Source organism: Streptomyces sp. NBC_01622 (genome assembly GCF_045209635.1).
Lineage (GTDB): Bacteria > Actinomycetota > Actinomycetes > Streptomycetales > Streptomycetaceae > Streptomyces.
This window is the reverse complement of sequence record NZ_CP109293.1, coordinates 10,513,376-10,536,687: the sequence shown is the minus strand read 5'-3', so window position 1 is coordinate 10,536,687 and position 23,312 is coordinate 10,513,376. Positions and strand designations below refer to the sequence as shown.

At 72.1% G+C, this 23,312-nt stretch carries 22 protein-coding genes and 2 pseudogenes; 13 read left to right on the top strand and 11 right to left on the bottom strand.

Annotated features, from left to right (window positions below; genetic code table 11):
- Positions 1-45: 45 nt before the first annotated feature.
- Positions 46-1,011, bottom strand: coding sequence for a phosphotransferase family protein (locus OH768_RS48680; RefSeq protein WP_406463566.1), 966 nt, complete (start codon positions 1,009-1,011; stop codon positions 46-48).
- A 24-nt stretch (positions 1,012-1,035) separates the two neighbouring features.
- Positions 1,036-1,884: pseudogene (locus OH768_RS48675) on the bottom strand (reductase); the annotation flags it as partial.
- A 1-nt stretch (position 1,885) separates the two neighbouring features.
- On the opposite strand from OH768_RS48675, the pseudogene OH768_RS48670 reads away from it, so the two are divergent.
- The 3 genes and pseudogenes from OH768_RS48670 to OH768_RS48660 all read left to right on the top strand — a co-directional run.
- Positions 1,886-2,005: pseudogene (locus OH768_RS48670) on the top strand (diguanylate cyclase); the annotation flags it as partial.
- Between the two features lie 222 nt (positions 2,006-2,227).
- Positions 2,228-2,908 carry an SDR family NAD(P)-dependent oxidoreductase gene (locus OH768_RS48665; RefSeq protein WP_406463565.1) on the top strand — a complete coding sequence of 227 codons (681 nt, stop codon included), beginning with the start codon at positions 2,228-2,230 and terminating at the stop codon, positions 2,906-2,908.
- A 65-nt stretch (positions 2,909-2,973) separates the two neighbouring features.
- Positions 2,974-4,017 (top strand): MBL fold metallo-hydrolase, encoded by a 1,044-nt coding sequence (locus OH768_RS48660; RefSeq protein ID WP_406463563.1) that lies wholly within the window; start codon positions 2,974-2,976, stop codon positions 4,015-4,017.
- Between the two features lie 59 nt (positions 4,018-4,076).
- Here OH768_RS48660 and OH768_RS48655 read toward each other — a convergent pair whose 3' ends face one another.
- Both OH768_RS48655 and OH768_RS48650 read right to left on the bottom strand, forming a co-directional pair.
- Positions 4,077-4,514: a nuclear transport factor 2 family protein gene (locus tag OH768_RS48655; protein ID WP_406463562.1), complete on the bottom strand. Its 438-nt coding sequence runs from the start codon at positions 4,512-4,514 to the stop codon at positions 4,077-4,079.
- Positions 4,511-5,398, bottom strand: coding sequence for an aldo/keto reductase (locus OH768_RS48650; protein ID WP_406463560.1), 888 nt, complete (start codon positions 5,396-5,398; stop codon positions 4,511-4,513). Before OH768_RS48650 ends, OH768_RS48655 begins: the two co-directional genes overlap by 4 nt.
- Before the next feature lie 119 nt (positions 5,399-5,517).
- On the opposite strand from OH768_RS48650, the gene OH768_RS48645 reads away from it, so the two are divergent.
- From OH768_RS48645 to OH768_RS48630, 4 genes are all read left to right on the top strand, one after another.
- Positions 5,518-8,193, top strand: a complete 2,676-nt coding sequence (locus OH768_RS48645; RefSeq protein WP_406463558.1) for a LuxR C-terminal-related transcriptional regulator — start codon at positions 5,518-5,520, stop codon at positions 8,191-8,193.
- Positions 8,194-8,256: 63 nt separating this feature from the next.
- The gene (locus tag OH768_RS48640; RefSeq protein WP_406463556.1) at positions 8,257-8,526 is read left to right on the top strand and encodes a hypothetical protein; all 270 of its coding nucleotides are present in this window, start codon (positions 8,257-8,259) and stop codon (positions 8,524-8,526) included.
- A complete protein-coding gene (locus OH768_RS48635; protein WP_406463554.1) occupies positions 8,523-9,416 on the top strand; it encodes an alpha/beta hydrolase in 894 nt (297 codons plus the stop codon). The genes OH768_RS48640 and OH768_RS48635 overlap by 4 nt, the downstream gene beginning before the upstream one ends.
- An 87-nt stretch (positions 9,417-9,503) precedes the next feature.
- Positions 9,504-10,991, top strand: a complete 1,488-nt coding sequence (locus OH768_RS48630) for a GMC family oxidoreductase (RefSeq protein ID WP_406463553.1) — start codon at positions 9,504-9,506, stop codon at positions 10,989-10,991.
- Here the strand turns inward: OH768_RS48630 and OH768_RS48625 are convergent.
- Positions 10,976-11,866 carry a DUF3626 domain-containing protein gene (locus tag OH768_RS48625; RefSeq protein ID WP_406463551.1) on the bottom strand — a complete coding sequence of 297 codons (891 nt, stop codon included), beginning with the start codon at positions 11,864-11,866 and terminating at the stop codon, positions 10,976-10,978. The genes OH768_RS48630 and OH768_RS48625 overlap by 16 nt on opposite strands.
- Positions 11,867-11,955: 89 nt before the next feature.
- Here OH768_RS48625 and OH768_RS48620 point away from each other — a divergent pair, with 89 nt between their 5' ends.
- Positions 11,956-12,450, top strand: coding sequence for an FBP domain-containing protein (locus tag OH768_RS48620; protein WP_406463549.1), 495 nt, complete (start codon positions 11,956-11,958; stop codon positions 12,448-12,450).
- 2 nt (positions 12,451-12,452) lie between these two features.
- Here OH768_RS48620 and OH768_RS48615 read toward each other — a convergent pair whose 3' ends face one another.
- Entirely contained in the window at positions 12,453-13,454 is a 1,002-nt protein-coding gene (locus tag OH768_RS48615; RefSeq protein ID WP_406463547.1) for a zinc-binding alcohol dehydrogenase family protein, read from the bottom strand.
- 151 nt (positions 13,455-13,605) lie between these two features.
- Between OH768_RS48615 and OH768_RS48610 the strand changes: the two genes are divergently transcribed.
- Positions 13,606-14,172, top strand: a complete 567-nt coding sequence (locus OH768_RS48610; RefSeq protein WP_406463546.1) for a CGNR zinc finger domain-containing protein — start codon at positions 13,606-13,608, stop codon at positions 14,170-14,172.
- A gap of 7 nt (positions 14,173-14,179) precedes the next feature.
- Here OH768_RS48610 and OH768_RS48605 read toward each other — a convergent pair whose 3' ends face one another.
- The gene (locus OH768_RS48605) at positions 14,180-14,773 is read right to left on the bottom strand and encodes a TIGR03086 family metal-binding protein (RefSeq protein ID WP_406463545.1); all 594 of its coding nucleotides are present in this window, start codon (positions 14,771-14,773) and stop codon (positions 14,180-14,182) included.
- 115 nt (positions 14,774-14,888) lie between these two features.
- On the opposite strand from OH768_RS48605, the gene OH768_RS48600 reads away from it, so the two are divergent.
- The 3 genes from OH768_RS48600 to OH768_RS48590 all read left to right on the top strand — a co-directional run bounded on the left by OH768_RS48600 (position 14,889) and on the right by OH768_RS48590 (position 18,560).
- Complete coding sequence (locus tag OH768_RS48600; protein WP_406463544.1) at positions 14,889-16,142, top strand: FUSC family protein; 1,254 nt, start codon at positions 14,889-14,891, stop codon at positions 16,140-16,142.
- Between the two features lie 54 nt (positions 16,143-16,196).
- Complete coding sequence (locus OH768_RS48595; RefSeq protein WP_406463542.1) at positions 16,197-17,231, top strand: hypothetical protein; 1,035 nt, start codon at positions 16,197-16,199, stop codon at positions 17,229-17,231.
- 114 nt (positions 17,232-17,345) lie between these two features.
- Positions 17,346-18,560: a lactonase family protein gene (locus tag OH768_RS48590; RefSeq protein WP_406463541.1), complete on the top strand. Its 1,215-nt coding sequence runs from the start codon at positions 17,346-17,348 to the stop codon at positions 18,558-18,560.
- Here OH768_RS48590 and OH768_RS48585 read toward each other — a convergent pair.
- Entirely contained in the window at positions 18,528-19,253 is a 726-nt protein-coding gene (locus OH768_RS48585) for a DUF2470 domain-containing protein (RefSeq protein WP_406463540.1), read from the bottom strand. The two genes, OH768_RS48590 and OH768_RS48585, sit on opposite strands and share 33 nt — an antisense overlap.
- An 88-nt stretch (positions 19,254-19,341) precedes the next feature.
- Positions 19,342-19,950, bottom strand: coding sequence for a TetR/AcrR family transcriptional regulator (locus OH768_RS48580; RefSeq protein ID WP_406463539.1), 609 nt, complete (start codon positions 19,948-19,950; stop codon positions 19,342-19,344).
- 108 nt (positions 19,951-20,058) lie between these two features.
- On the opposite strand from OH768_RS48580, the gene OH768_RS48575 reads away from it, so the two are divergent.
- Entirely contained in the window at positions 20,059-21,591 is a 1,533-nt protein-coding gene (locus OH768_RS48575) for a cytochrome P450 (protein WP_406463537.1), read from the top strand.
- On the opposite strand, the gene OH768_RS48570 is transcribed toward OH768_RS48575, so the two are convergent.
- Both OH768_RS48570 and sigJ read right to left on the bottom strand, forming a co-directional pair.
- Positions 21,553-22,383, bottom strand: coding sequence for a pentapeptide repeat-containing protein (locus tag OH768_RS48570; RefSeq protein ID WP_406463535.1), 831 nt, complete (start codon positions 22,381-22,383; stop codon positions 21,553-21,555). The genes OH768_RS48575 and OH768_RS48570 overlap by 39 nt on opposite strands.
- 5 nt (positions 22,384-22,388) lie before the next feature.
- Positions 22,389-23,282, bottom strand: a complete 894-nt coding sequence (gene sigJ / locus OH768_RS48565) for an RNA polymerase sigma factor SigJ (protein WP_406463534.1) — start codon at positions 23,280-23,282, stop codon at positions 22,389-22,391.
- Positions 23,283-23,312 lie beyond the last annotated feature (30 nt).

Sequence of the window (23,312 nt, the reverse complement as noted above, 5' to 3'; positions counted from 1 at the left end):
ACCCTCTTAATTCACGCCCTGAACTAAGGGGCGGTGGAATGCACACTACGTGGTGGAAGCCGTCCCGTCGATCTCTCCGAGGGCGGCGAGCAGCTCGGGGCCGACCCGCTCGCGCCGCCAGCGGTTCTCCTCCGTGCCGAACTCCCTGGGGACCGCCTCGGTGAGCATGATCAGGTAGAGGTAGCTGCGGTAGAGGGCGTAGCGGAGGCCGGCCGGCCGGTCGAACTCGGCCCGTCCGCCCGCTTCCCGGTAGCCCGCGAGGAACGCGTCGTCCTTCCTGATGTCGCCGAGCAGCGCCAGGGAGACGAAGTCGGCGAGGGGGTCGCCCCAGAACATGCGCTCGCCGTCGATGAGTCCGCCGATGCGAGGCGTTCCGGAGGTGCGGTCGACCAGGATGTTGCCCTGCCAGAGGTCGAAGTGGACAGCGCGGGGGACGGCGACCTCGTCCAGGGCGGCGTAGGCGGAGCGGACCGTCCGAGCGATGTCGTCGGCGGGCAGCGGCAGCCAGGCCCGGTAGCGGCGGGCGTCGTCGAGGACGGCGTCGTAGAGCGTGGTGAACGCGGTCCGCCAGTCGGGCGCGAGGGGGCCGAGGGCTCCGGAGGGGTAGCCGAAGCCGGGGCCGGTGATCTCGTGCAGGCGGGCGAGCTGGCGGCCCAACTCCGTGCGCAGGACGGGTACTTCGGTGTCCGTGAGGGAGTCGTCCCAGGGTTCGCCGGGGCAGAGGGTCATCAGGAGGGTGTCGCCGTCGAGGACCAGGACGCGCGGTGCCGCCACCCCGGCCTTGGCGGCGGCGCCGTAGAAGTCGGCCTCGGAGACGAGCAGTTGGCGCTCGTGGGCGAGGCCGGGGGCGGTGGGAGCGGTCTTGAGGACGTAGCTGCTGCCGTCGGTGAGGGTGAGTTCCTCGACGGTGTTGTAGGTGCCGCCGCCCATCGGGCGGAGGTGGGCGAGGCGGTCCGGCGGGATGCCCGCCGAGCCGAGGATCTTCCGGGCCCGCTCCCAGGAGTCCGTCACCGTGCGCCCACCTCTCCCTCTGGGTCAGCCGGCGGCGTCCACGTCCTCGACGTAACGCCCGTCCGCCATCAGTTGGTTGAGCCACCGCTCGGCGGCCGGGTCGTCGGCGCCTGGCGTGCGGTCCCGGTACAGGGTACGGAACGCCTCCCGCACCCCCGGTGCCATGCGCGCCGCGTCCCAGCACACGAACACCCGGGCGCCCGCGTCCAGCAGGGCCCGCACCTCGTCGGCCTCGGCGGCGATCCGGTGCTGGACGAAGGTCGCTCCGCCCTCCGGGGCGGCGCTGAGGGCCGGCCGGAGCGAGACGGCTCCGGCGCGCTCGGCGGTGCGGAGTTCGTCGGCGTGGAGGTAGTCGGCCTCGGGTGCGTCGCAGCCGAAGTAGCAGAAGGCGGGGGCGAGTTGAGCGCCGGCGGCGAGGGCTGCCGTACGGTCGGCAATGGCGCCGCGGAAGGGGGCCAGCCCGGGTGCCCGCCGCGATCACCACGACCGGGTGGAGTCGTCGATGCGGAAGACCTCGCGGCACGGCTGGACGCGGGCGTACACGGTGTCGCCCGGTGCGACGGTGCTGAGGTGGCCGGAACCGGTCCCCCGGTAGACGCCCTTGCCCAAGCGGGCGGCGGCCTCCAGCAGGGAGACCATCAGGTCCGCGTGGCAGGGGTCGACGGCGGGTGAGGACGAGATCGAGTAGTGGCGGGGGCGCAGCGGGGTGAGGAGGTCGAGGAGCGTGGGCCGGTCCAGGACGGCGCGCTTGGGCGGGCAGGGGTTGGCGGCGGCCAGCGCGACCGGTTGGGCGGCGGTCGGCCGGTCCTGCAACTCCACGTAATTCGTCGGTAGTTGACGTACCGTCACGGGCCGGTCGACCGCGAGGCCGTCGACCTATCACCTACGGCGTCTGTCGGCCGGCTGGGGCGCGGCGAACCGTACCGAACTGGTCGCCCGCGCCTATGCGTTGGGCGTGCTCGACACGGGTGTCTGGCCGCCGGTGGCGGCAGGCCAGGCCGTGTCCCCAAAGTCCCGTCGTCCGCCCGAAGGGCGGGCCCCGCGGCGTCCGGTGCGTGCTCTGGGGGTCCCCCCAGCCGAAGGCTGGGGGAGTGCCGGGCGAGCGTGCCGGGGACTTTGCGGACACGGCCTAGGCCCTCGGGAGATCACCGGAATCCGGTGAGGACCGCTCACCTGTCCCGCGGCGAACCTTGGCGCACGACAAGGAGGCGGTCTCGTGAGCGGACGTGTGGCGGTAGTGGTCGGTGCGGGTGGCGAACTGGGCTTCGCCACCTCGGTGGTTCTCGCGAACGCCGGGTTCACCGTGACGGCGGTCGACCGCACGGCGAAGACACTGGAGGCACTGCCCGACGGCATCCGCCGGGAGGTGGGCGACGCGACCGACCAGGCCGTGGCCAAGGACCTCGTCGACCGGATCGCCGCCGGGTCCGGGCCTCCCGGGGTACTGGTGAACACGCTCGGGGCCTTCCGCCCGGGAGACACGCTCACCACGACCCCCGAGGACCTGCGCCTCATGCTGGACGTCAACCTCGCCGCCGCGCTGTGGCTGAGCCAGGCCGTGACGCCGTACATGCGGCAGCGGGGCGGGGGTGCCATCGTGCACGTGTCCGCCCGGCCGGCGTCCGAGCCGACCGCCGGGATGGCCGCGTACAGCCTCGGCAAGGCGGCGCTCAACCACCTCGTCCGCATTCTCGACGTGGAACTGCGCCCGGACGGCATCCGCGTGAACGCGGTGGCGCCGCAGCTCCTCGACACGGCGCGGAACCGGGCGGCGCTCCCTCCGCAGGCGCTCGCGCACGCCGTCCGGCCGGAGGCGATCGCGGACGTCATCGCGTTCCTCGCCGGCGACCTCTCGAAGCACATCAGCGGAGCGGTCGTGCCGGCCTACGGCGCCTGAGGCCCGCGCCCTCACCTGAACGGCATCAACTCCCCCGCATCATCGACCGACTGGAGCAGATCACCATGTCCTCGACGAACCGCCGCTCTTTCCTCGCCACCGGCGCGGCGCTGGCAGCAGTCCCCACCGTCGCCGCGCTCGCCGGCCAGGCATCGGCCGCCACGTCCACCGACCTGCCCGACTACGCTCCCATTCCGCCCTCCGCGCTCGGTCCCGCCGTCAACTCCCAGGGCTACTACGTCGGCCGGATCGAGAAGAACCTGTACTGGGTGACCGACGGCACCTACCAGTCGGCGTTCCTGACGACCCGTGAGGGCGTCGTGCTCTTCGACGCGCCCCCGACCATCGGGCACAACATCCAGCGCGCGATCGACCAGATCGCCGCCGCCAACGGCGTCTCCAACAGAGTGACCCACCTGGTCTACTCCCACCACCACTCCGACCACCTCGGCGCCTCGTCGCTGTTCGGCAAGAACGTGGTGCGGATCGGCCACGCCGAGACCAGGAAACTGCTGGCCCGTGACAACGACCCGGCCCGGCCTGTTCCGGACATCACCTTCGAGAAGAGCCACACGCTGCGGGTCGGCGGCGAGCGCGTCGAGCTGGCCTGGCACGGCACGAACCACACCCCCGACAACGTCTACATCCACCTGCCCGACCACAAGACGCTGATGCTCGTCGACGTCCTGCTGCCCGGCTGGGTCCCCTTCGACAGCTTCAACCTCAACGAGGACGTCCCCGGCTCCATCGCCGCCCCCGACAAGGCCATGAGCTACCCGTGGAAGCACTTCGTCGGCGGCCACATCGGCAGGCTCGGCACCCGCCGGGACATGGTCGTGTACCAGCAGTACGTGGACGACATCATCGCCAACGTCAAGAAGGCGCTCACGGCGGTCGACCCCACGCCGTTCTTCGTGAAGTACGGGAACAACTCGTGGGCCGCGGTCAAGGAGTACCAGGCGGCCCAGGTCGCCTACGCCTCCGCGCCGGTCATCAAGAAGTACACCGGCGTCCTCGCCGCCGCCGACGTGTACACGGCCAGCACGACGTTCATCATCCTCGAATCCCTCCGCCTAGACCTCGGCGTGGACTCGCAGGTCCATGCGTGAGTGATCCCGCGCGGCCCGCCCCGGAAGCCGCGGCGGGCCGCGCGCCCCCGAGCCCGGGGTCAGGGGAGCAGGGCCGCGTCGAGTGCGCCGAGGAGGCCGAGTTGGGCGAGGATCACGGTGCCCGACGGATAGCAGTCGAATCGTTTGATCTTCCCGTCCACCAGCTCGAACACATCGCAGCAGGGGGCGTCCATCCGGTTCCCGGTCGGCTGGAGTGTCCCGTCGCCCAGGCTCAGCGGGCCGTCGTGAGTGCCCTGGAGTGCCAGCTGTACGACGACGACGTCACCGCTCACGTAGACCTGGTAGAGCTCGCGGTGCATGTCGGGGAAGGCGCGCCCGTAGTTCTCCACCGGGAAGGCACGGTCCCGGCCGCGGTAGGTGACGCCGACCGACTCGTCGGTGAACGTCCCGTCCTCGGTGAAGGCGTCGAGCCAGCCCTCGATGTCCTTGACCTCGGCTGTCTGGTAGGCCTTCCGGACGATCTCTTCGTTGTTCATGCCGGTTCCTCCTCGGGCCTGTGCTGCTCGGTGTCGGGAAAGTGCCGTCTCAACTCCGCGCGGGCCTCGTCGTCGAGACCGACGTCGGCGGCGGCGAGGTTCTCGGTCAGATGCGCGCGGGTACGGGTTCCGGGGATGAGCAGGACGTTCGGCGCGAGGTCGAGCAGCCGGCCGAGGACGATCCGCGCCGGGGTGACGCCCAGCCGGGCGGCCTGTGCGACGACGGCGGGGTTCGCGAGGATCCGGTGCCGCGTCTGCCCGGGCCAGCCCAGCGGGCAGAACGGGACGAAGGCGATGTCCCGCCGCGCACACTCCGTCAGAACGTCCATGGAGTGCTGGTCGGCCAGGTTGAAGAGGTTCTGCACACAGACGATCTCCGTCTGCGCGACGGCTCTCAGCAGCTGTCGCAGGGAGACATTGCTGAGGCCGACGCCCTCGACGAGCCCTTCCTCGCGGGCCTGGACCAGCGTCGCCACCTGAGCGTCGAAGCGACTGTCCGGTGCCTCGGACGGGTCCACCATCCGCAGGTTGACCGCCGCCAGGCGGTTCACGCCGAGCGCGGTCAGGTTCTCCTCGATGCCCTGCCGGAGCAGATAGGGCCGGTCACTGCTGCGGGCGCCCACCTTGCTCACGATCGCCAGCCCGTCCGGATAGGGGTGCAGCGCCTCCCGGATGAGTTCGTTCACCGTGCCCGCTCCGTAGAACTGCGCGGTGTCGATGTGGTCCACCCCGGCGTCGACCACCGCGCGCAGCACCCGCAGCGCCTCGTCGCGGTCACGCGGTGGCCCGAAGACCCCGTCGCCGGAGAGCTGCATCGCGCCGTAGCCGACCCGGTGCACCCGTCTCGGTCCCAGGGGGAAGGTTCCGCCCAGCTGCTCTCTCACACCGTCTCCTGTCGGCTCACACACATGACTCGCCCTTCGAGCGCGTGGCCAGGATCACCGCCGTGGGGGTGACCGGTCATCGCCGGGATGCGGTGATTCGCATCGACTACGCTGGCCGCGTGACCAGAGGACATGGCGTCATGCCCGACCTGCCGGCCACCGCGGGCGCCGCCCGCGTACCGGGCCGGGGCCGCCCGGGTCTCATCGACCGCCGCGACCTGATCGCCGCCCTGGACCGCGCGTCCGAACAGCGGGTGACGATGATCTCCGCGCCCGCCGGCAGCGGAAAGACCTCACTGCTGCGCGCGTGGGCCGACCGGCCGGGACGGGACCGCCGTATCGCGTTCATGTCGGTACGGCCGGGTCAGCAGGACGCGCAGCTGTTCTGGCTCGCCCTGCTGGAGGCGGTGCGTGGCGCGACGGGCGCCACCGAGCCGCTTCCCGCGGCGCCCGGGTTCGACGGCGGCGCCATGGTGGACAAGGTGCTGTCCGAGATCGCCGCGTCCGGCGGCACCTTCTGCCTCGTCATCGACGACCTGCACGAACTCGGCTCCGCGGACGCCGCCGAACAGCTCACGGCCCTGCTGACGGCGCTTCCCCGGGGCGTCCACGCGATCGTCGCCACCCGGCACGACCCGCCGCTGCATCTCCACCGGCTGCGGCTGACCGGGGAGTTGGCCGAGATCCGCGCCGCGCAGCTGCGCTTCAGCGAGGCAGAGACCCGTGACCTGCTCGCCGCGTCCGGAGTGGCGCTGCCCGACGATGTGGCCGGTCTGCTGCACCAGCGGGCCGAGGGCTGGGCGGCCGGGCTGCGGCTCGCGGTGCTCTCGCTCGCCGGGCACCCGGATCCCGAGCGGTTCGTCGCCGAGTTCTCCGGCAGTCACCGTACGGTCGCCGAGTATCTGATGGCGGAGATGCTGGAGCGCCAACCGGCCGATGTACAGCGGTTGTTGCTGCGCACCTCGCTGCCCGACCGGATCAACGGCGAGCTGGCCGACCTGCTCACCGGCGCGACCGGTTCGGAGCGCATCCTGCTGGAACTGGAGGACGCCAACGCGTTCGTGGTGTCGCTCGACCCCGAGCGCACCTGGTTCCGCTACCACCACATGTTCGCCGACCTGCTCCGGCTGGAGCTGCGCCGTAGCTTCCCGGAGGCCATCCCGGAACTGCACCGGCTGGCCGCGCGCTGGTTCGCCGAACACTCCCAGGCCGTGGATGCCGTACGACATCTGCAGGCCGCCGGCGACTGGTCCGAGGCGGCCCGGCTGCTCACCGACCACACGGTCAGCCTGACGCTCGACGGGCAGGCCGGGAGCGTGGTGGCGCTGCTGCGCGCCTTCCCGGCCTGTGTCGGCGAGGACTCCCCGGAACTGGCCCTGGTGTACGCCAACGCCGACCTGCACCAGCACCGGCTGGAGGAGGCCCGGGCTCATCTGGAGATCGCCGGGGCGTACGCCGAGACGACAGCGCCCGACCGGCGGTCCCGGCTGCGGACGGCGATCGCGTCCCTGGATCTGCTGCTGGCCCGGTTGCGCGGGCACTTCGACGCCGTGTTCGAACAGGCCGACGCGCTGCCCTCGCCCGCCGAAGGCCGGTCCAACACCGAGATCGCGCTCGCCAGTGACCTGCGGGCCCTCGCGCTGCTGAACCTGGGGGTCACCGAGGCCTGGTCGCTGCGGCTCGACGACAGCGAGCGGCACCTCCTGGAGGGCGCCGCGCTCGCCCGGGACATCGGCCGCCCCTATCTGGAGGTGGCCTGCCGCGCCCATCTGGGCTTCGCCTCCGGCAACCGTTCCTTCGCGCTGGTCCGGCAGCGCTGTGAGGAGGCCGTGGCGCTGGCCGCCCGGTACGGGTGGGACGCCGCGGCGGTGATCGCGCCCGCCCAGGTCTCCCTGGCCGGGACGCTGATCTGCACGGGCGAGTTCGACCGGGGCGAGCAGTGGCTCGACCGCGCCCGGCACGTCACCCGGTCCGAGGGCGAGCCCGGCGTGCGTCTACTGGTCCATCTGACCTCCGCGATGCTGTCCGCCGCGCGCGGTCAACACGCCGAAACGCTGGCCGAGTTGACCGCCGCAGAGCAGGTGCAGGCGCACATGGTGAGCCGACACGGGCTGTCGACCCGGGTGACCGCCTGGACGATCGCCACCCGAGCCCGCCTCGGGACGGTCGACCGGGCACGGGCGGACCTCGCCGCCCTCGACGACGTACAGGCCGCCGCGGGCGAGGTCCGCACCGCGGCCGCAGTGCTCCACCTCGCGGAGAAGGATCCGGCCGGTGCCCGCCGCGCGCTCCGGACGGTTCTCGACGGCACCGCCCCCGTCAGCTCCTTCCTCACCCCGATCGAGGCCCGGCTCCTGGACGCCCTCGCCTGCCGTGACCTCGGTGACGAGCAGGCGGCGGGAGCGGCCGTCGAGCAGGCCCTGAACCTCGCCGAGCCGGACCGGATGATCCTGCCGTTCGTGATGACCGGCGCCTGGGAACTGCTGGACGCCCTGCCGCGCAACACGTCGCACGCCGCGCTGGTCTCCGACATCCTCGACACCGTCCGCGGGGACACCCCGGACCGGTCGGCGCCCCCGGGTCCGGCCGAGGAGCTCAGCCCGAGCGAACTGCGCGTCCTGCGCTATCTGCCGACGAACCTCACCCGCTCCGAGATCGCCGCCGAACTGTCGGTCTCGCTCAACACCGTCAACACCCACGTACGGCGGATCTACGCCAAGCTCGGCGCCGGGGACCGGTCCTCGGCGGTGCACCGCGGCCGTGAACTGAGGCTGCTGTCGAACGGCCGTGGCTGAGCGCCGCACGATCACCGGATTCCGGCGACGCGCGTTCACCCGGCCCCTGAGGACCATGGGGGCATGGGTGATGACCCCGTCATGTACCAGATCCGGGTCGGCGGCCATCTCGGCCCCACCCTGCTGACGGCGTTCCCCGCGTTCGAGCCGGAGCAGCAGGGCACCGAGACGGTGCTCAGCGGGCTGCTGCCGGACACCGCGGCGCTCTTCGGTGTCCTCGCCCAGGCCGAGGCCCTGGGACTCGATCTCCTCGAAGTCCGCAGGGTACGGCCCGCACCGGCCGAGCGGAGTGCGCAGGCCGATCCACCCCCGTCGAACGGAGATGCTCCGTGAGCACCGAGCAGCAACAGACCATCGACGCGTTCCTGCGCCAGTCGCCCTTCCCCCTGGACGGTGATGTCGAGGAGCTGCGGCGTCTGCTGCACGCGGCGACGTCGGCGCAGCCGCTGCCTCCCGAGGTGAAGGCGGTGCCGACCTCGCTGGGCGGTGTCCCCGTCGTCGAGGTCACGGTCGACGGTGTCGAGCCCCGGCATGTCGTCGTGTACTTCCACGGCGGTGTCTATCTCCTGGGGGACGCCCTCAGCTCCGCCGGTCTGGCCGCGCAGGTCGGCGGGCGGACCGCCGCCAAGGCCTACTCCGTCGAGTACCGGCTCGCCCCCGAACATCCCTATCCGGCCGCGGTGGACGACGCGCTGGCGGTCTACGAAGCCCTGCTGGCCGACGGTGTCCGGCCCTCGGACATCGTCTTCTCGGGCGAGTCGGCGGGCGGTGGACTCGTGGTCGCCACCCTGGTCAACGCCCGCGACCACGGACTGCCCCTGCCGGCCGCGGCCTTCGTCATGTCGCCGTACGTCGACCTCACCCTCTCCGGGGCGTCCATCGACACCAAGGAAGCGGCCGATCCGCTGTTCTCCCGGGAGCTCCTCGCACCCCTCGTCGCCGGCTACACGGCGGGGCAGGACCCGTCGCTCGGCCTGATCAGCCCCGTCTTCGCCGACCTGTCCGGCCTGCCGCCCCTGCTGATCCAGGTCGGCAGCCACGAGATCCTCCTCGACGACGCCGTACGCCTCGCCGCGCGGGCCGCCGGCGCGGATGTGGAGGTCACCCTCGACGTCACCCCCGGGGTGCCGCACGTCTTCCAGGCCTACGGTCCGATCCTCGACGAGGCCGGCGCCGCGCTGGACCGGGCCGGACAGTTCCTGACCGCGCGCCTCCGGGCCTGAACCACCCCCGCGCCTCGCCCTGTTCGGCAACACCGTCCGCGACACAAGGAGTTCGCCACGTCCGACGTACCCGCGACCGCAGATGTGGTGGTCGTCGGCGGAGGCTCGGCCGGCGCGGTCCTCGCCGCCCGCCTCAGCGAGGATCCCCAGCGCGCGGTCCTGCTGCTGGAGGCAGGGCGGGTCTACGGCACCGACGCCTACCCGCCCGCCCTGCTCGACGCCGACCGGATCGCGGACCCCGGTCACGACTGGGGCTACACCTCGCGCGGCACCGACCAGGCACCCCACCTGCCCACCCCGCGCGGGAAGGTGCTCGGGGGCAGTTCCGCCGTGAACGCCTGCGTCGCCCTGCGGGCCCGCGCCGCCGACTTCGCCAGGTGGGGCGAGCACGGCGTCGGCGGATGGTCGTACAACGAGGTGCTCCCGGCGTTCAAACGGCTGGAGAACACCCCCACCGGCGCCGACGCCTACCACGGGCGGACCGGCCCGCTCCCGATCCGGCAGCGTACGGACGACGAACTGACGCCGTCCCTGCGGGGGTTCGTCGAGGCGGCCGTCGCACAGGGCCACAAGCGCGTGCACGATTTCAACGGCGCCGAACAGAACGGCGCCGACGGCTACCCGGTCGACGTGGTCGACGGAGTCCGGCAGAACACGGGGCTGGTCTACCTCACCGCCGAGGTGCGCCGCCGCCCCAACCTCACCGTCCGCGGCGAAGTCACCGTCGACCGCGTGCTGTTCGACGGCACGACCGCCACCGGTGTCCTGGCGGCGGACGGCACGGTGTACCGGGGCCGCGAGGTGATCCTCTGCGGGGGCGCGTACGGCAGCCCGGCGATCCTGCTGCGCTCGGGCGTCGGCCCGGCCGCCGACCTGACCGCGCTGGGCATCCCGGTCGTCGCCGACCTGCCCGTCGGACAGCGCCTCCAGGACCAGGTGGGCTACTACAACGCCTACGCGCTGGCCCCCGGCCACCTGGAGATGAGCCCGGCGGTGGGCTCCCTCCTCTGGACGGCCTCCAGCGAAGCCGTCGGCGACGAACTCGACCTCCATGTCACCGCCACCCATCTGATGGACGGCTCCTTCAGCCCCACCGGAGGGGCGATCGTGCTGATGGCCGCACTCGTCCAACCGGAGTCGACGGGAACGCTGAAGCCGGCCGGCCGGGATCCGGACCTCGCCCCGCTCATCGACGCGAACTTCCTCGGCACCGCCCGTGACACCCGCCGCATGCTCGAAGGCGTCAAGCTCGGCCGCGCCATCGCCCGCGACCCGCTCTTCGCGTCCTTCGTCGCGGCGGAGCTGGCCCCCGGTGACACGGTGACCGACGACGAGGCGCTGTCCCGGGCCATCGCCGCGAACCCCGCGATCTACGGCCATCCCACCTCCACCGTTCCGATGGGCGGCCCCGGCGACCCGTGGGCAGTCGTCGATGCCGTCGGCGCCGTGAAAGGTGTGGACGGACTCCGGGTCGTCGACGCGTCGATCATCCCCGAGGTGCCCTCGTCCACCACCAACGTCACCGTCATCATGGTTGCCGAACGGATCCACGAGCGCGTCTACGCCACCGGCTGACCGCGGCCGTCCACCCCGTCCACCGCCGTCCCCGCTCCCGCCGGTGCTCCGAAGCGGGCCAGGGTGTGCCAGACCATCTTCAGGTCCTGGAGTTCATGGCGGCCGGTGCGGGCCGCGTCGCCGATGATCCGCGGGTCGACGACACCGCGCTCGGCGATAAGGGCGCCGAGATCGGCGTACTCCTGCCCTCGGTAGTCCGCGTGCCGCCTCAACTCGCCTACGGTGAGCCGGTATCCACGGTGCCATTCGACCGGGCAGGGCAGGCGGCGGGCGGCGGTCTCGACGGGGGTGCCGCGGTAGCTCGCGTCCAGGACGAGGGCCTCGGCGTCGCGGGCGAGGTCGACTCCGCCGTGCACCTGTGCCTCGATGTAGTCGTTGAGGGCGTCCTGCTCGTCGGCCTCGGCGAGCGCGATCAGGGACATGCCGGCGGCGACGCCGAAGTCGGTCGGTTCGGCCGCGCTGTCCGGGTAGCAGAAGGTGGCGTGGGCCAGGGCCGCGCCGGTCAGCCGGAGGTGCGAGGAGCCGAACCTCGGGGCGGCGCCGACCGGTTGGCGCCGGAAGTTCAGCGCGCCGTACACCGGCCGCTCGGCGGCGGGCGCCCCGTCGTAGGCACCGGCGAAGATCCGGCTCTCCCAGCGCCAGCGGTCGCCGCCGGGGTGGGCGGTGAGGCCGCCGTTGCTGGTGCCGGTCACGAACTGCGAGTGGTACGTGCCGTCCTGGGCCAGCGCGTCGAGGATCGGGCGTCCGGCCGCCGTACGGTCGGGGTGGAAGTTGAGGGTGATGCGCAGCCGCGGGTCCACTGCCGGGCCCGACGACCGGGCCGCGACATGGCACAGTGCCCGCCTCTGGCGTGCCCCGGCGTCCCCGAAATCCATTGGCTCCCCCACCGTTCACCTCACTACCCTGGACCAAAACCTAGACCCCCTAGGTTTTGGATACGGACACCGCCCCAGGAGACTCCCCCATGAGATCACTCACCGAGCACGACATCCGCAACTCATTTGTCAACTGCTCCAAGGGCGAGGCGAAGCGGCTGGCGATCCCCCGCGATCTCGACAGCCGTCCCTGGGGCGACCTGGACTTCCTGGGCTGGCGGGATCCGGGGGCGCCCGACCGCAGTTGTCTCGTCGCCGAGCGGGCGGACGGGCCGGTCGGGGTCACCCTGCGGTTCCCGTCCGCGCAGCGCGGCTTTCTGCACCGGAGCATGTGTTCGCTGTGCGTGACGACCCATCCGGGCGGCGGGGTCTCCCTGATGACCGCGCGCAAGGCGGGCCCGGCGGGCCGTGAGGGCAACTCGGTCGGCCTGTACATGTGCACCGACCTCGCCTGCTCCCTCTATGTGCGCGGCAGGAAGATCCCCGAGTCGGGCATCCGTATCGAGGAGAGCCTCACCGTGGCGCAGCAGATCGAGCGGACGGTGGGCAATCTGACCACCTTCCTCGACAAGCTGTACGTCTGACGTCAGTCCCCCGGCACCGCGATGACGATCTTGCCCCGGTTGTCGCGACGCTCCAGCCGCTCGTGGGCGGCACGCGCCTCCGCAAGGGGTACGACGGTCTCGATCGGCACGCGGTAGGTGCCGGCGGCGATCCGCTCGGCCAGTTCACGCAGGTCGGGGCGGGGGTCGTAGCCGCCGTGGACCTGGAGGTTGGTGAGCTGGAAGCCGAGGATCGAGGCGTTCTTCGGATAGAAGTCGCGGGTGTCGACGGTGCTCGGCTCCAGGGCGACATTGGCGAGGGCCACGACCCGGCCGCCGTGTCCGATCTCGCGCAGGCTGCGTCCGAAGGCTTGGCCGCCGACGGTGTCGAGGACGACGTCCGCGCCGCGTCCGTCGGTGAGCCGCAGCACCTCGTCGACCTCGGCTTCGTCCGGGTGCGCCGAGGTGTCGATGGTCGCGTGGGCGCCGAACTCCCCCGCCCAGGCGGCCTTTTCGGGTGATCCGGCGAGGGCGAGAACCCGGGCGCCGGTCTCGGCCGCGATCTGTACGGCCGCGCTGCCGACCCCGCTCGCGGCGGCCTTCACCACCACCGTGTCCTCCTTGGTGACCCGGGCGAGGTGCCGCAGGCAGTACCAGGCCGACAGCCAGGCGACGGGCAGCGCGGCGGCGTGCGTGAGCTCGATCCCGTCGGGCAGGGCGGTCACCTGGGTCTCGGGTACGGCCGCCAACTCGGCATAGAAACCGGGTGAGTTCACGCCGTCGAGGGCCACGACCCGCTGGCCGACCGAGAATCCCGTGACACCCTCCCCCAACGCGGCGACGGTACCGGCCCCTTCCACGCCCGGGATCAGCGGCGGGCGTCCGGCCCGGTGGTAATTGCCGGACCTGATCAGGGCGTCCGCGCGGTTCACGCCCGCCGCGGCGACCCGCACCAGTATCTGCCCCGGACCCGCGACCGGGTCGGGCACCTCGACCGGCACCAGCACCTCGGGCCCGCCGAACTCGTCGATCCGTACCGCACGCATACCGTACCCACTCCCTGTCGCGGCCACCGAGTCCGGCCGACACCTCTTGAACTGGTGTCACCATGCGACACCGGACGAACCGGTGTCAAGGTTTGCCGGCGTTCCTCGCGCACACCGCATGAACCGGTGTGTGCGAGGTAGGCTCGCTGTCATGACCACCCCGCCCGTCTTCCCGTTCATCGGCGGACGCCCGTGCCTGAACTTCGTGGCGACGCTCGGCAAACGGCACGCCACCCCCGTCGAACGACTCCCCGATCCGGCCGCCCTGGCCGTCTGGATCACGGAGGCGGAACTGTCGACGGACACCGAACCGGTGCGGGTCACGGCCCGGGAGCTGACGGACGCGCGCACCCTGCGCGAGGCGCTCTACCGGGTCGTACGGGACGCGATGGCGGGGCGGGAACCGGCGGCGGCCGATGTCGAGCGGGTCAACGAGGCCGCCGCGCGCCCGGATCTCGCGCCCCAACTCGGCGAGCGGCGCTGGAAGTCGGCGCATCCGGCGCGCGCGGCGCTGGCGACGGTCGCCCGGGACGGCGTCCTGCTGGTGGGCGGTCCGCTGCTGGAGCGGGTCAAGGAGTGCGAGAACCCTGAGTGTTCCCTGCTCTTCCTGGACGACTCCCAGGCCCGCCGCCGCCGTTGGTGCTCGATGGACCGCTGCGGCAACCTCGCGAAGATCGCGGGCTATCGGTCACGCGGCCGGGCGGCCGTGGCCGAGTGAAGCCGGGTCAGGACGCGGCGGGCGTCCAGTGCGGGTCTCGGCCGAGGAAGGCGAGGAGTGTCTCGGCCCGGTCGTACTCGGCCGTCACCTCACGTGCGGGTGCGAACACCCGGTAGGCGTCACGGAGTTGGTCGACGAGTCGGTCCGCGGCCGGCCAGATTCCTTCCGCCAGGTCCGCTTCCAGTGGCCGGTTCTGGCCGGTGGCCACCGCGATGTCCCAGGCGTGCACGGCCGCGTCCATGGCGGCCGTCGCCGCGGCGAACGGAAGGGGCATCGGGCCCAGCGGGGTCGGCACCTGGTCGGCTTCGGCGGGCAGTGCGGCATAGCCTTCGGCCACCGCGCGGAGCACCTTGTCGAGTGCGGCGACCGGGTCCCCGTCCAGGGCGTCCGCGGGGTGGAAGGGGTCGGAGTCGGGCCGGTCGCCGGTGAGGACGAGGCCGTAGGCCTGCTGGTCGATGCGGGCGTGGTTGAGGACCTGGCGTACCGTCCACTCGCTGCACGGCGTGGGTGCCGACCAGTCGCTTCCGGGCACGGCGGCGATCACCTCGCGCAGGTAGTCGTGCGAGCGGGTCAGCACCTCGATGCCCTGGCTGTTCGTCATGAATGTTCCCCTCCCCTTCGTTCCGTCCGGTGATGACAATCTAGGAGGCCATGCGGACAGTTGCGGTCCGCAATGGGTACGTTCAGTGCGTCCGTGAGGAGGGAATAGGCCAAGGATGCGAGATGTCCGGGAGTGGACCGCGCCACTGGTGCGGTACGTGGGGCGGCACCGGGACCCGGTGATCGTCCAGACGCTGCGGTCGGCGACCGCCGCGACGATCGCCTATGTCGTCGCGCTGCGCCTGAGCCCGGAACCCGCGCCGCTGACCGCTCCCCTGACCGCGCTCCTCGTCGTCCAGGTCACGCTCTACGCCACCCTCACCAACGGCATCCGCCGGGTGAACGCCGTGGTCGCAGGCGTCCTGGTCGCCATCGCGTTCAGTCTGCTGGTCGGTCTGACCTGGTGGAGCCTGGCCCTGCTGATCGTGGCCTCGCTGGTCGTCGGGCGGCTGGTGAAGGTCGACGAGTACGTGCCCGAGGTGGCGATCAGCGCGATGCTGGTCCTCGGGGTCACCACGGTCGGGGACACGGCCTGGGCGCGGGTGGTGGAGACCCTGATCGGCGCGGTCGTGGGGTTCGCCTGCAATCTGCTGCTGGCTCCCCCGGTGTGGGTGGACGAGGCCGGCGAGTCGATCGAGGGCCTGGCCCGTCGGCTACGGCGGCTGATGCGGCGCATGGGCGAGGAGGCGGCGGGCCGCACCCCCGTCGACCACGCCACCGCGCGACTGCACGAGGCGCGCCGCCTCGACCACGACATCGTCGAGGTGGACGCGGCCCTCCGGCAGGCCGAGGACAGCCTGCGGCTCAATCCGCGCGTACGGGAGGGGCTGCTGCACCGGGTCGTGCTGCGGACCGGTCTGGACACCCTGGAGATCTGCACGGTCGTGCTCCGCGTCCTCGCGCGCACCTTCACCGACCTGGCGAAACAGCGCGACCCCGAGCCGCTGTTCGCGCCGCCGACCGGCGCCGCCGTAGAGCAGTTGCTGTCGGAGATCGGGGACGCCGTGGTCAGTTTCGCGGTGCTGGTGACCACCGATGTGAGTGTGAGCGCCGAGTCGGCGGAGTCGCGGCTCACCGCCGAGTTGCACACAGCCGCGGCGACCCGCGACAAGCTGGCACAGCTGCTCCTGGAGGAGGTCCAGCGCGACGCGGCCCAGTGGCAGCTGCTGGGTGCCATGCTGACCGAGGTCAACCGCATGCTGGACGAGCTGGACACCGAGCACCGCTCGCGCCGGCTGCTGGAGGAACTCGACCGGTGCGCCGGCGAGCAGCGCAAACGCCTGCCGTGGCTGATCTGGCTGCGGGAGCGGGTGGGCGTGCCGGAGCGGCTGCGCAGGAACCGGGACACGGGCGCCGAACGTTCTAGGTGACGGAGTCACCTGGGGGCGGACCGCCTCCGGTAGTGCGGCGATGGGGGCGGACGCATGACCGACAGCACCGTACGGATCGACGGGAACACCTTGCGGCTGCCCGGCGGGGTGGCGGTGCGGTTCATCCGCACCCTGCGCCTGCCCGAGACGGGCACGCATCCGTTGCCGCCGGGGCTCGGCGAGTTCCCGGTCCGCCGGGTCGCGGACTTCCCGGACACTGCACCTGAGGAGTGGCGGGCGCGGGGCGGGGTGATGCTGCCGGTGTATCTGCGTGAGGCGATGTGGCTGAGCTTCGCGGGCACGGCCGAGCCGGCCGCCCTCCAGGTCGGGGTGGGCAAGGTGTGCGCGGTCTCCGGGAAGCCGTGGAGCGACCGGCTGTCCCGGGACTCGCAGAACTACCTCGTACTTCCGCGCCAGCCCTGGCTCGACGGCATCAACTCCGGCAAGGGCACGGTCCGCCAGTTCGTGGCGGTCCCGCTGGGCCTGGGCGCGACCGTCGAGGGCCAGGTCACGGGCGAGGAGGTGTGGGGCGGCGTCCAGCTCCAGTCCTTCCCGCTCACCGAGCGGGAGTTGGCCAAGTGGCGCGAGGACGAGCGGCGCCGCTCGGAGCGGGCGCGAGCGATCACCCTGTCGTCCGGGGGCTACGGCATGCCCCAGATGCGGGTGGCCGAACCGCTGGCCCCCGCGCCCGGCGCTCCGGCGGCCGCTCCCCGGATGGGTCTCGGTGTGGGCGGTTCGATGCGCCAGGAGGTCTACGAGGACGACCGCCCGCTGACGTCCTGGGCGAAGGAGCCCGCCGGTCGGGTGTTCGTGCATCTGGTGACGCCTCCGGAGTGGCGCCGTATCACCGGTGAGGAGCCGCCGCCGTCGCCGGTGGACCGGGCCGCGTACACCCGGGCGGGACTGCCCTGGTTCGACTACTACGACCAGGACGCCGAGGATCTCGCCCCCACCGACACCCTGGGGGCCGTCAAACCGGTGGGCGACTGGCTGGGAGACGACCACGAACCCTGGCAGCAGCCCGCGCCCGGCCAGGTGCAGCCCCTCAAGGACGCCCAGGGCAAGCCGGTGCGGGACGGCGACTGGTAAGCCATCCGCTCATTGCATCCTGCGCAACGCTCGTTGCCGGTCTTGCGCTCGACGGGCCGTCCACGCCAAGGTTGCTGTGACGACCGGGGCAAGCGACGACCTGAGGGTGTGGGCATGAGCAGTGGTGCGGACGCGTCACAGAGCGGTTGGAGTCGACGCCGTTTCCTGGGCGCCCTGGGCGGAACCGCGGCCGTGGTCGCGGTCCCCGCACCGGCCTCGGCCCCGGCCGGCCCCGAATACACTCCCGTGGCGACCCCGGCACCGGCCCCCAGCACCCGCCGCACCGGCAAGGCCGCCGGCCCCCGCCCCCTCTACCTCGGCACGTACACCTCGGTCGACGGCGGCGGCACGGGCATCGGCCTGGCCACCTACGACCCGGCGACCGGCCAGGTCACGAGCGCGGGAACGCTCACCGGAGTCGCCGACCCGTCGTACCTCGCCGTGCACCCCGACGGCCGCACGCTGTACGCGGTCGACGAGCAGACGTCCGGCGCGGTGACCGCCGTACGTCTGGCGGACCGCAGGATCCTCGGCTCGCGGAGCACCGGCGGCGCGGGCCCCTGCCATCTGTCCGTGCATCCCACCGGGCGCTGGCTGCTCAGCGCCAACTACACGTCCGGCAGCGTGGCCGTGCACCCGATCGGCACGTCGGGTGCGCTCGGCGAGCGCACCGCTCTGGTCCAGCACTCCAGTCCGCAGCCGGGCCCGGGCCAGGACGGCCCGCACGCGCACCAGTTCGTCACCAGTCCCGACGGCGGCCATGTCCTCGCCGTCGACCTGGGCACCGACACGGTCTACACCTACCGCCTGGACACCACGAAGGGCACACTCACCGAGGCCTCCCAGGCGCACACCCGCCCGGGCGCGGGCCCGCGCCACCTGACGTTCCACCCCGGCGGCCGGTACGCCTACCTGGCCAACGAGGTCGACGACACCGTCGCGGTCTGCGCCTATGACCCGTCGACGGGCGCCCTGTCGATCGGCGACCCGCAGTCCAGCGGGAGCACGGGCGACACCACCAACTACCCGGCGCAGATCCTGGTGACGCCGAACGGTTCGTACGCCTATCTCGCCAACCGGGGCGACAACACCCTTGCGCGGTACGCCGTCGAGGGGGGCGGCGCCCGGCTCCGACTGCTCGACACCGTGCCGGTGAGCGGTGACTTCCCCCGGCAGATCGCCTTCTCGCCGGACGGGACACTGCTCTTCGCCGCGAACCAGAAGTCGAGCACGGTCAGCGTGTTCCTGGTGGACGGGGAGAGTGGTGAACTGCGGCTCGCGGGCGCGCCGTTCGCCTCACCGGTCGCCGTCTGTGCGCTGCCGCTGTAGGGGACGCGGGCAGGACGCGGCGCTGGCCTGGGTGAGCAGCGCATGCATCCGTTCGGTGAGGTGGGCGACCGTGTCCGCCGGCGCGTGAAACGGCAGTCGTACGTCGCCGTGGGCGCGGGCGCGCTCGATGCGCAGGGTCAGCCCGTGCCGGTCGACGGCGAGGGGCTGGACGCGGACCGCGCCGTGCAGGCTGTCGGGCTCGACGAGGCGCGTGAGCCGCTCGACCGCGTCGGAGTGGCAGTCGGCGAGGTGGGTCAGCAGCTGGGCCTCGGCCAGGGCCAGCGGGTCGGGTTCGGCGGCGGCGAACTCGTCGAGGTCGATGACCACCGCGCCGGTCGCCGGACGCAGCACCACGCGCGTGGGGCGGAACGCGAGTCGGCCGTCCTCGGGGACGAACCAGCCGGCGAGCCACACCCGGGCCCGGATGCGGTTGCGCACGGGAACGGGCGCGACGTCGGCGAACTCAAGCACCGCGGACGGCTCGCCGCGCGGCGCGCAGATCGCGGCGGCCAACAGGGCGCTGTCCTCGGGCACTTGAAGCAGCACCCGGCCGTCGTCGTCGACGCTGTGCGCACCGACGAACTCCTCGCGACCGCCCTCCGCGGTCACCGCGCAGGACCATGCGGCGGCGAGCACCGAGCGGGCCCGCTCGGCCGCGGCAGGCACGGCCGCCCACGTCTGGCTGTCACCCATCCCTGAACCTCCTTAGGTAAGCCTTGCCTAACTTACCGAAGATCGGGGCACGCGGGCAACCACGCCACGCGATTTCCACGACGGTTCTTCAGGGCGAGATGACGCCCAACAAGGCCCGCGCGCACAGATCGCGCACCTGCTCGCGGCTCAACTCCGGTCCGCGCAGCCACTCCAGACAGACGGCGGCGGTGAAGGCCAGCCAGCCGCGCACCGCGAGTTTTGTGTCGGACCGCTGCTCCACGGCCGGCCCGAACTCGGGATCGGCGGCGAGTGCGGCCAGAATCTGCCGCTCCTGCGCAGCCAACGCCCGCTGATAGACCCGCCGTACGGTCTGGTCCCCGGCCGCGTCGGCGCGATGGAAGGCGCGGTAGCCGTGCGCGTGGGCGTGCACGTACTCGAGATATGTGTCGAGGGCGGCGGCGAGCTGTTCGCGGGCCGGTACCCCCGGTACGGCCGCAGTCATCCGCAGCATCCGCTCGCTCTCGCACTCGACGACGGCCGCGAAGAAGTCCCGCTTGGTCGGGAAGTAGTGGTAGAGCAGCCCTCGCGAGACCCCGGCGATCTCGGCGACCTGCTCGATCCACACCTCGTCGTAGGGGCTCTCCGAGAACAACCGCGCGCCCACCGTGAGGAGTTGCTCCCGACGCTCACCGGTGCTGAGCCGGCGGCGTGTGCGCTCTCCCTGATTGGCGGCCATTCCCGCACTTTACTTGACGTCGGTTCAACAGTGGGATCACACTGAAACGCGCTATTGAACCCACGTACAACAGGCTGAACCCACGAGTGGATCAAGGGAGATCGCGTCATGGCGGAGACGACGACGGTGACGCCGACCGCACTGCCGAAGGGATTCCGGGGCGCCGAGCAGGGCTGGCCCCAGCTGGACCGGATCCCGCATCCCCCGCGCCGGCTCCCGTTCCTCGGTGACGTCATCGGCGCCGACCGGCGCACTCCCCTGCAGGATTCGCTGCGCTTCGCCCGCCAGTTGGGCCCGATCTTCCGCCGGAAGGCCTTCGGCAAGGAGTTCGTGTTCGTGTGGGGCGCCGACCTGGTGGCCGACATGGCGGACGAGTCGCGGTTCGCCAAGCACGTCGGCCTCGGCATCGCCAATCTGCGGCCGGTCGCCGGGGACGGGCTGTTCACGGCCTACAACCACGAGCCCAACTGGCAGCTGGCGCACGACGTCCTGGCCCCCGGCTTCAGCCGCGAGGCGATGGCCGGCTACCACCCGATGATGCTGGCCGTGGCCGAACGCCTGACGGACCACTGGGACCGCGAGCTGGCCGCCGGACGGTCGGTGGACGTGCCAGGCGACATGACCAAGCTGACCCTGGAGACGATCGCGCGCACCGGCTTCGGCCATGACTTCGGCTCCTTCGAACGCGACCGTCCGCACCCCTTCGTCACCTCGATGGTGGGCACCCTCAGTTACGCGCAGCGTCTCAACTCCGTACCCGGCCCGCTGGCCCCACTGCTCCTGCGTACCGCGACCCGGCGCAACGAGGCCGACATCGCCTACCTCAACCGCACGGTCGACGACATGGTGCGCACCCGCCGTACGACGAACGGTGGCGACGGCGACCTGCTCGACCGGATGCTGGAGACGACCCACCCGGAGACCGGTGAGCGGCTCTCCGCCGAGAACGTCCGCCGCCAGGTCATCACCTTCCTGGTCGCCGGCCACGAGACGACCTCGGGTTCGCTGTCCTTCGCGCTGCACTACCTCGCCCGCCACCCGGACGTCGCGGCCCGCGCCCGCGCCGAGATCGACCAGGTGTGGGGCGACGCGGAGGTGCCCGGCTACGAGCAGATCGCCAAGCTGCGCTACGTCCGCCGGGTGCTCGACGAGTCGCTGCGGCTGTGGCCGACGGCGCCGGCCTACGCCCGCGAGGCCTCCCGTGACACCGAGGTCGCCGGGGTCCACCCGGTGCGGCGGGGCGCCTGGGCGCTGATCCTCACGCCGATGCTGCACCGCGACCCCGAGGTGTGGGGTGCGGACGCCGAGGAGTTCGACCCGGACCGCTTCGACGCCAAGGCCGTCCGCTCCCGTGCCCCGCACACCTTCAAGCCGTTCGGGACGGGAGCGCGGGCGTGCATCGGCCGCCAGTTCGCGCTGCACGAGGCGACGCTCGTCCTGGGCCTGCTGCTGCGCCGCTACGAACTGCGCCCCGACCCCGCCTACCAGCTGCGCGTGGCCGAGCGCCTGACGCTGATGCCGGAGGGTCTACGGCTCCACCTGGACCGGCGCACTCGGTCCGGGCCGGTGACCACACCGGTCGCGGTCCCGGACGACGGCACCTCAGAGGCCCGCTGCCCAGTGCACCGGGCGGACGACTGACCCCGGCAGCCTGGTGCCCGCGCTGCCCCGGGCCGCGTTGACCTGGGGCTGGGTGAGGAAGAACGCGCCGGTCAGATCGGCGTCCGTGAGATCGGCGTCCCGCAGGTCGGCGCCGATCAGATCCGCGCCGCGCAGGTCGGCCCCGGTGAGATCGGCGGCGATGAGGTAGGCACCGCGCAGATTGGCCCGGCTCAGATCGGCGCCCTTGAGCCGGGCCCCCATGAGATCGGCACCGCGCCGGTCCTTCTTCTTGCCCTTCGCCCCGGCCCGCATCAGCTCACTGGTCCGCAGCAGCAGCACGTTGACCTCCTGCCGGTGGGCGGCCACATCGAGCGCGCCGAGCTCTTCGGGCGTGCCGCGCGTGAGTGCGTCGGTCCTGTCCAGCGCCTCGCGCAACGCGGGGTGGACCGGCGCCGCGGCCGACAGGGTGAGCGCCTCGGCGAGATACCAGAGCAGCTCATGCAGCTGCCGTACGACGGGGAACACGTCGAACATCCGACGGGACTCCGCCTGCGGGGCCGTGCGCCAGTCCCGTCCGCCGAAGGTGACCTGCGAGACCTTCTGCCCGGCGCCGAAGCAGTCGTAGACCGTGCAGCCGGTGAAGCCGGTCTGCCGGAGCTTCGCGTGGATTCCGCAGCGGTGATCACCCCGGAGGTTCGGGCACGGCGTCCCCGCGGCCTTGTCGATCGCGAAGTCCGTCGCGGCGGCGAAGGGCAGCGCGACACAGCACAGCCCGAAACACCGCTCGCAGTCTCCGCGCAGATCGGCCCGGTCCACTATGTGATCTTCCATGCCGTTCAGCGTACTGACCCGTTCACATCGAGGCGGGCCAGCCGCTCCGGGTCGGACAGGATGTACATCCCGGTGATCCGGCCGTCGGCGATCGTGACGCCCATGACGGAGCGGAGCTGTCCTTCGGGGGCGTTGACGACGCCCACCGAGCCGTTGACCAGGGCAAGTTGGGCGAGGCGGGCGAACGGGGCGAACATCAGGGCCTGTTCGGCGACCGCGCGCGCTCCGCGCATCGCCTTGGAGGCCGCCGTGCCCCGCACCAGGGCCCCGGAGTCGGCGCGCAGTGCCACGTCCGGGTGCAGGAGTGCGACGAGGGCGTCGAAGTCGCCCTCGCGTGCGGCGGCGAGGAACGCCTCGACGATCTCGCGCTGCCGGCCGAGGTCCGGGTCGTTGGAAGGAGCGGCGCCCTGGATCCGGCGGCGGGCTCTGCTGGCCAGTTGGCGGGTCGCGGCTGAGGTGCGTTCCACGATCGGGGCGATGTCGTCGAAGGGCACCGCGAACAGGTCGTGCAGGACGAACGCGAGCCGTTCGGCGGGCTCCAGGGTCTCCAGGACGACGAGGAGGGCGAGGCCCACCGAGTCGGCCTGGAGCACTTCCTCCTCGGGGTCGAGGTCCGTCAGGGGTCTGAGCAGCGGGTCCGGGACGAAGGTCTCGTCGATGGGGTCCTCGCGGCGCGCGGTGCGGGAGCGCAGCAGGTCGAGGCAGACCCGGCCGACGACCGTGGTGAGCCAGCCACCGAGGTTCCTGATCGCGTCCGCATCGGTGCGGCTCAGTTTCAGCCAGGTCTCCTGGACGGCGTCCTCCGCCTCCGGCAGCGAGCCGAGCATGCGGTAGGCCACCGCGCGCAGCCGGCCCCGGTGTTCCTCGAAGCGGTCCGCCAGGAGTTCCGTGTCGTTCATACCGTCCACCCAACACGTCCACCCCCGCCA

Bases quoted from the DNA above. Each gene is read 5' to 3' on its own strand.
- OH768_RS48660 (WP_406463563.1), top strand. From the start codon at position 2,974: ATGTCCTCGACGAACCGCCGCTCTTTCCTCGCCACCGGCGCGGCGCTG.
- OH768_RS48655 (WP_406463562.1), bottom strand. From the start codon at position 4,514: ATGAACAACGAAGAGATCGTCCGGAAGGCCTACCAGACAGCCGAGGTC.
- OH768_RS48640 (WP_406463556.1), top strand. From the start codon at position 8,257: ATGGGTGATGACCCCGTCATGTACCAGATCCGGGTCGGCGGCCATCTC.
- OH768_RS48625 (WP_406463551.1), bottom strand. From the start codon at position 11,866: ATGGATTTCGGGGACGCCGGGGCACGCCAGAGGCGGGCACTGTGCCAT.
- OH768_RS48620 (WP_406463549.1), top strand. From the start codon at position 11,956: ATGAGATCACTCACCGAGCACGACATCCGCAACTCATTTGTCAACTGC.
- OH768_RS48615 (WP_406463547.1), bottom strand. From the start codon at position 13,454: ATGCGTGCGGTACGGATCGACGAGTTCGGCGGGCCCGAGGTGCTGGTG.
- OH768_RS48610 (WP_406463546.1), top strand. From the start codon at position 13,606: ATGACCACCCCGCCCGTCTTCCCGTTCATCGGCGGACGCCCGTGCCTG.
- OH768_RS48605 (WP_406463545.1), bottom strand. From the start codon at position 14,773: ATGACGAACAGCCAGGGCATCGAGGTGCTGACCCGCTCGCACGACTAC.
- OH768_RS48600 (WP_406463544.1), top strand. From the start codon at position 14,889: ATGCGAGATGTCCGGGAGTGGACCGCGCCACTGGTGCGGTACGTGGGG.
- OH768_RS48595 (WP_406463542.1), top strand. From the start codon at position 16,197: ATGACCGACAGCACCGTACGGATCGACGGGAACACCTTGCGGCTGCCC.
- OH768_RS48590 (WP_406463541.1), top strand. From the start codon at position 17,346: ATGAGCAGTGGTGCGGACGCGTCACAGAGCGGTTGGAGTCGACGCCGT.
- OH768_RS48585 (WP_406463540.1), bottom strand. From the start codon at position 19,253: ATGGGTGACAGCCAGACGTGGGCGGCCGTGCCTGCCGCGGCCGAGCGG.
- OH768_RS48580 (WP_406463539.1), bottom strand. From the start codon at position 19,950: ATGGCCGCCAATCAGGGAGAGCGCACACGCCGCCGGCTCAGCACCGGT.
- OH768_RS48575 (WP_406463537.1), top strand. From the start codon at position 20,059: ATGGCGGAGACGACGACGGTGACGCCGACCGCACTGCCGAAGGGATTC.
- OH768_RS48570 (WP_406463535.1), bottom strand. From the start codon at position 22,383: ATGGAAGATCACATAGTGGACCGGGCCGATCTGCGCGGAGACTGCGAG.
- sigJ (WP_406463534.1), bottom strand. From the start codon at position 23,282: ATGAACGACACGGAACTCCTGGCGGACCGCTTCGAGGAACACCGGGGC.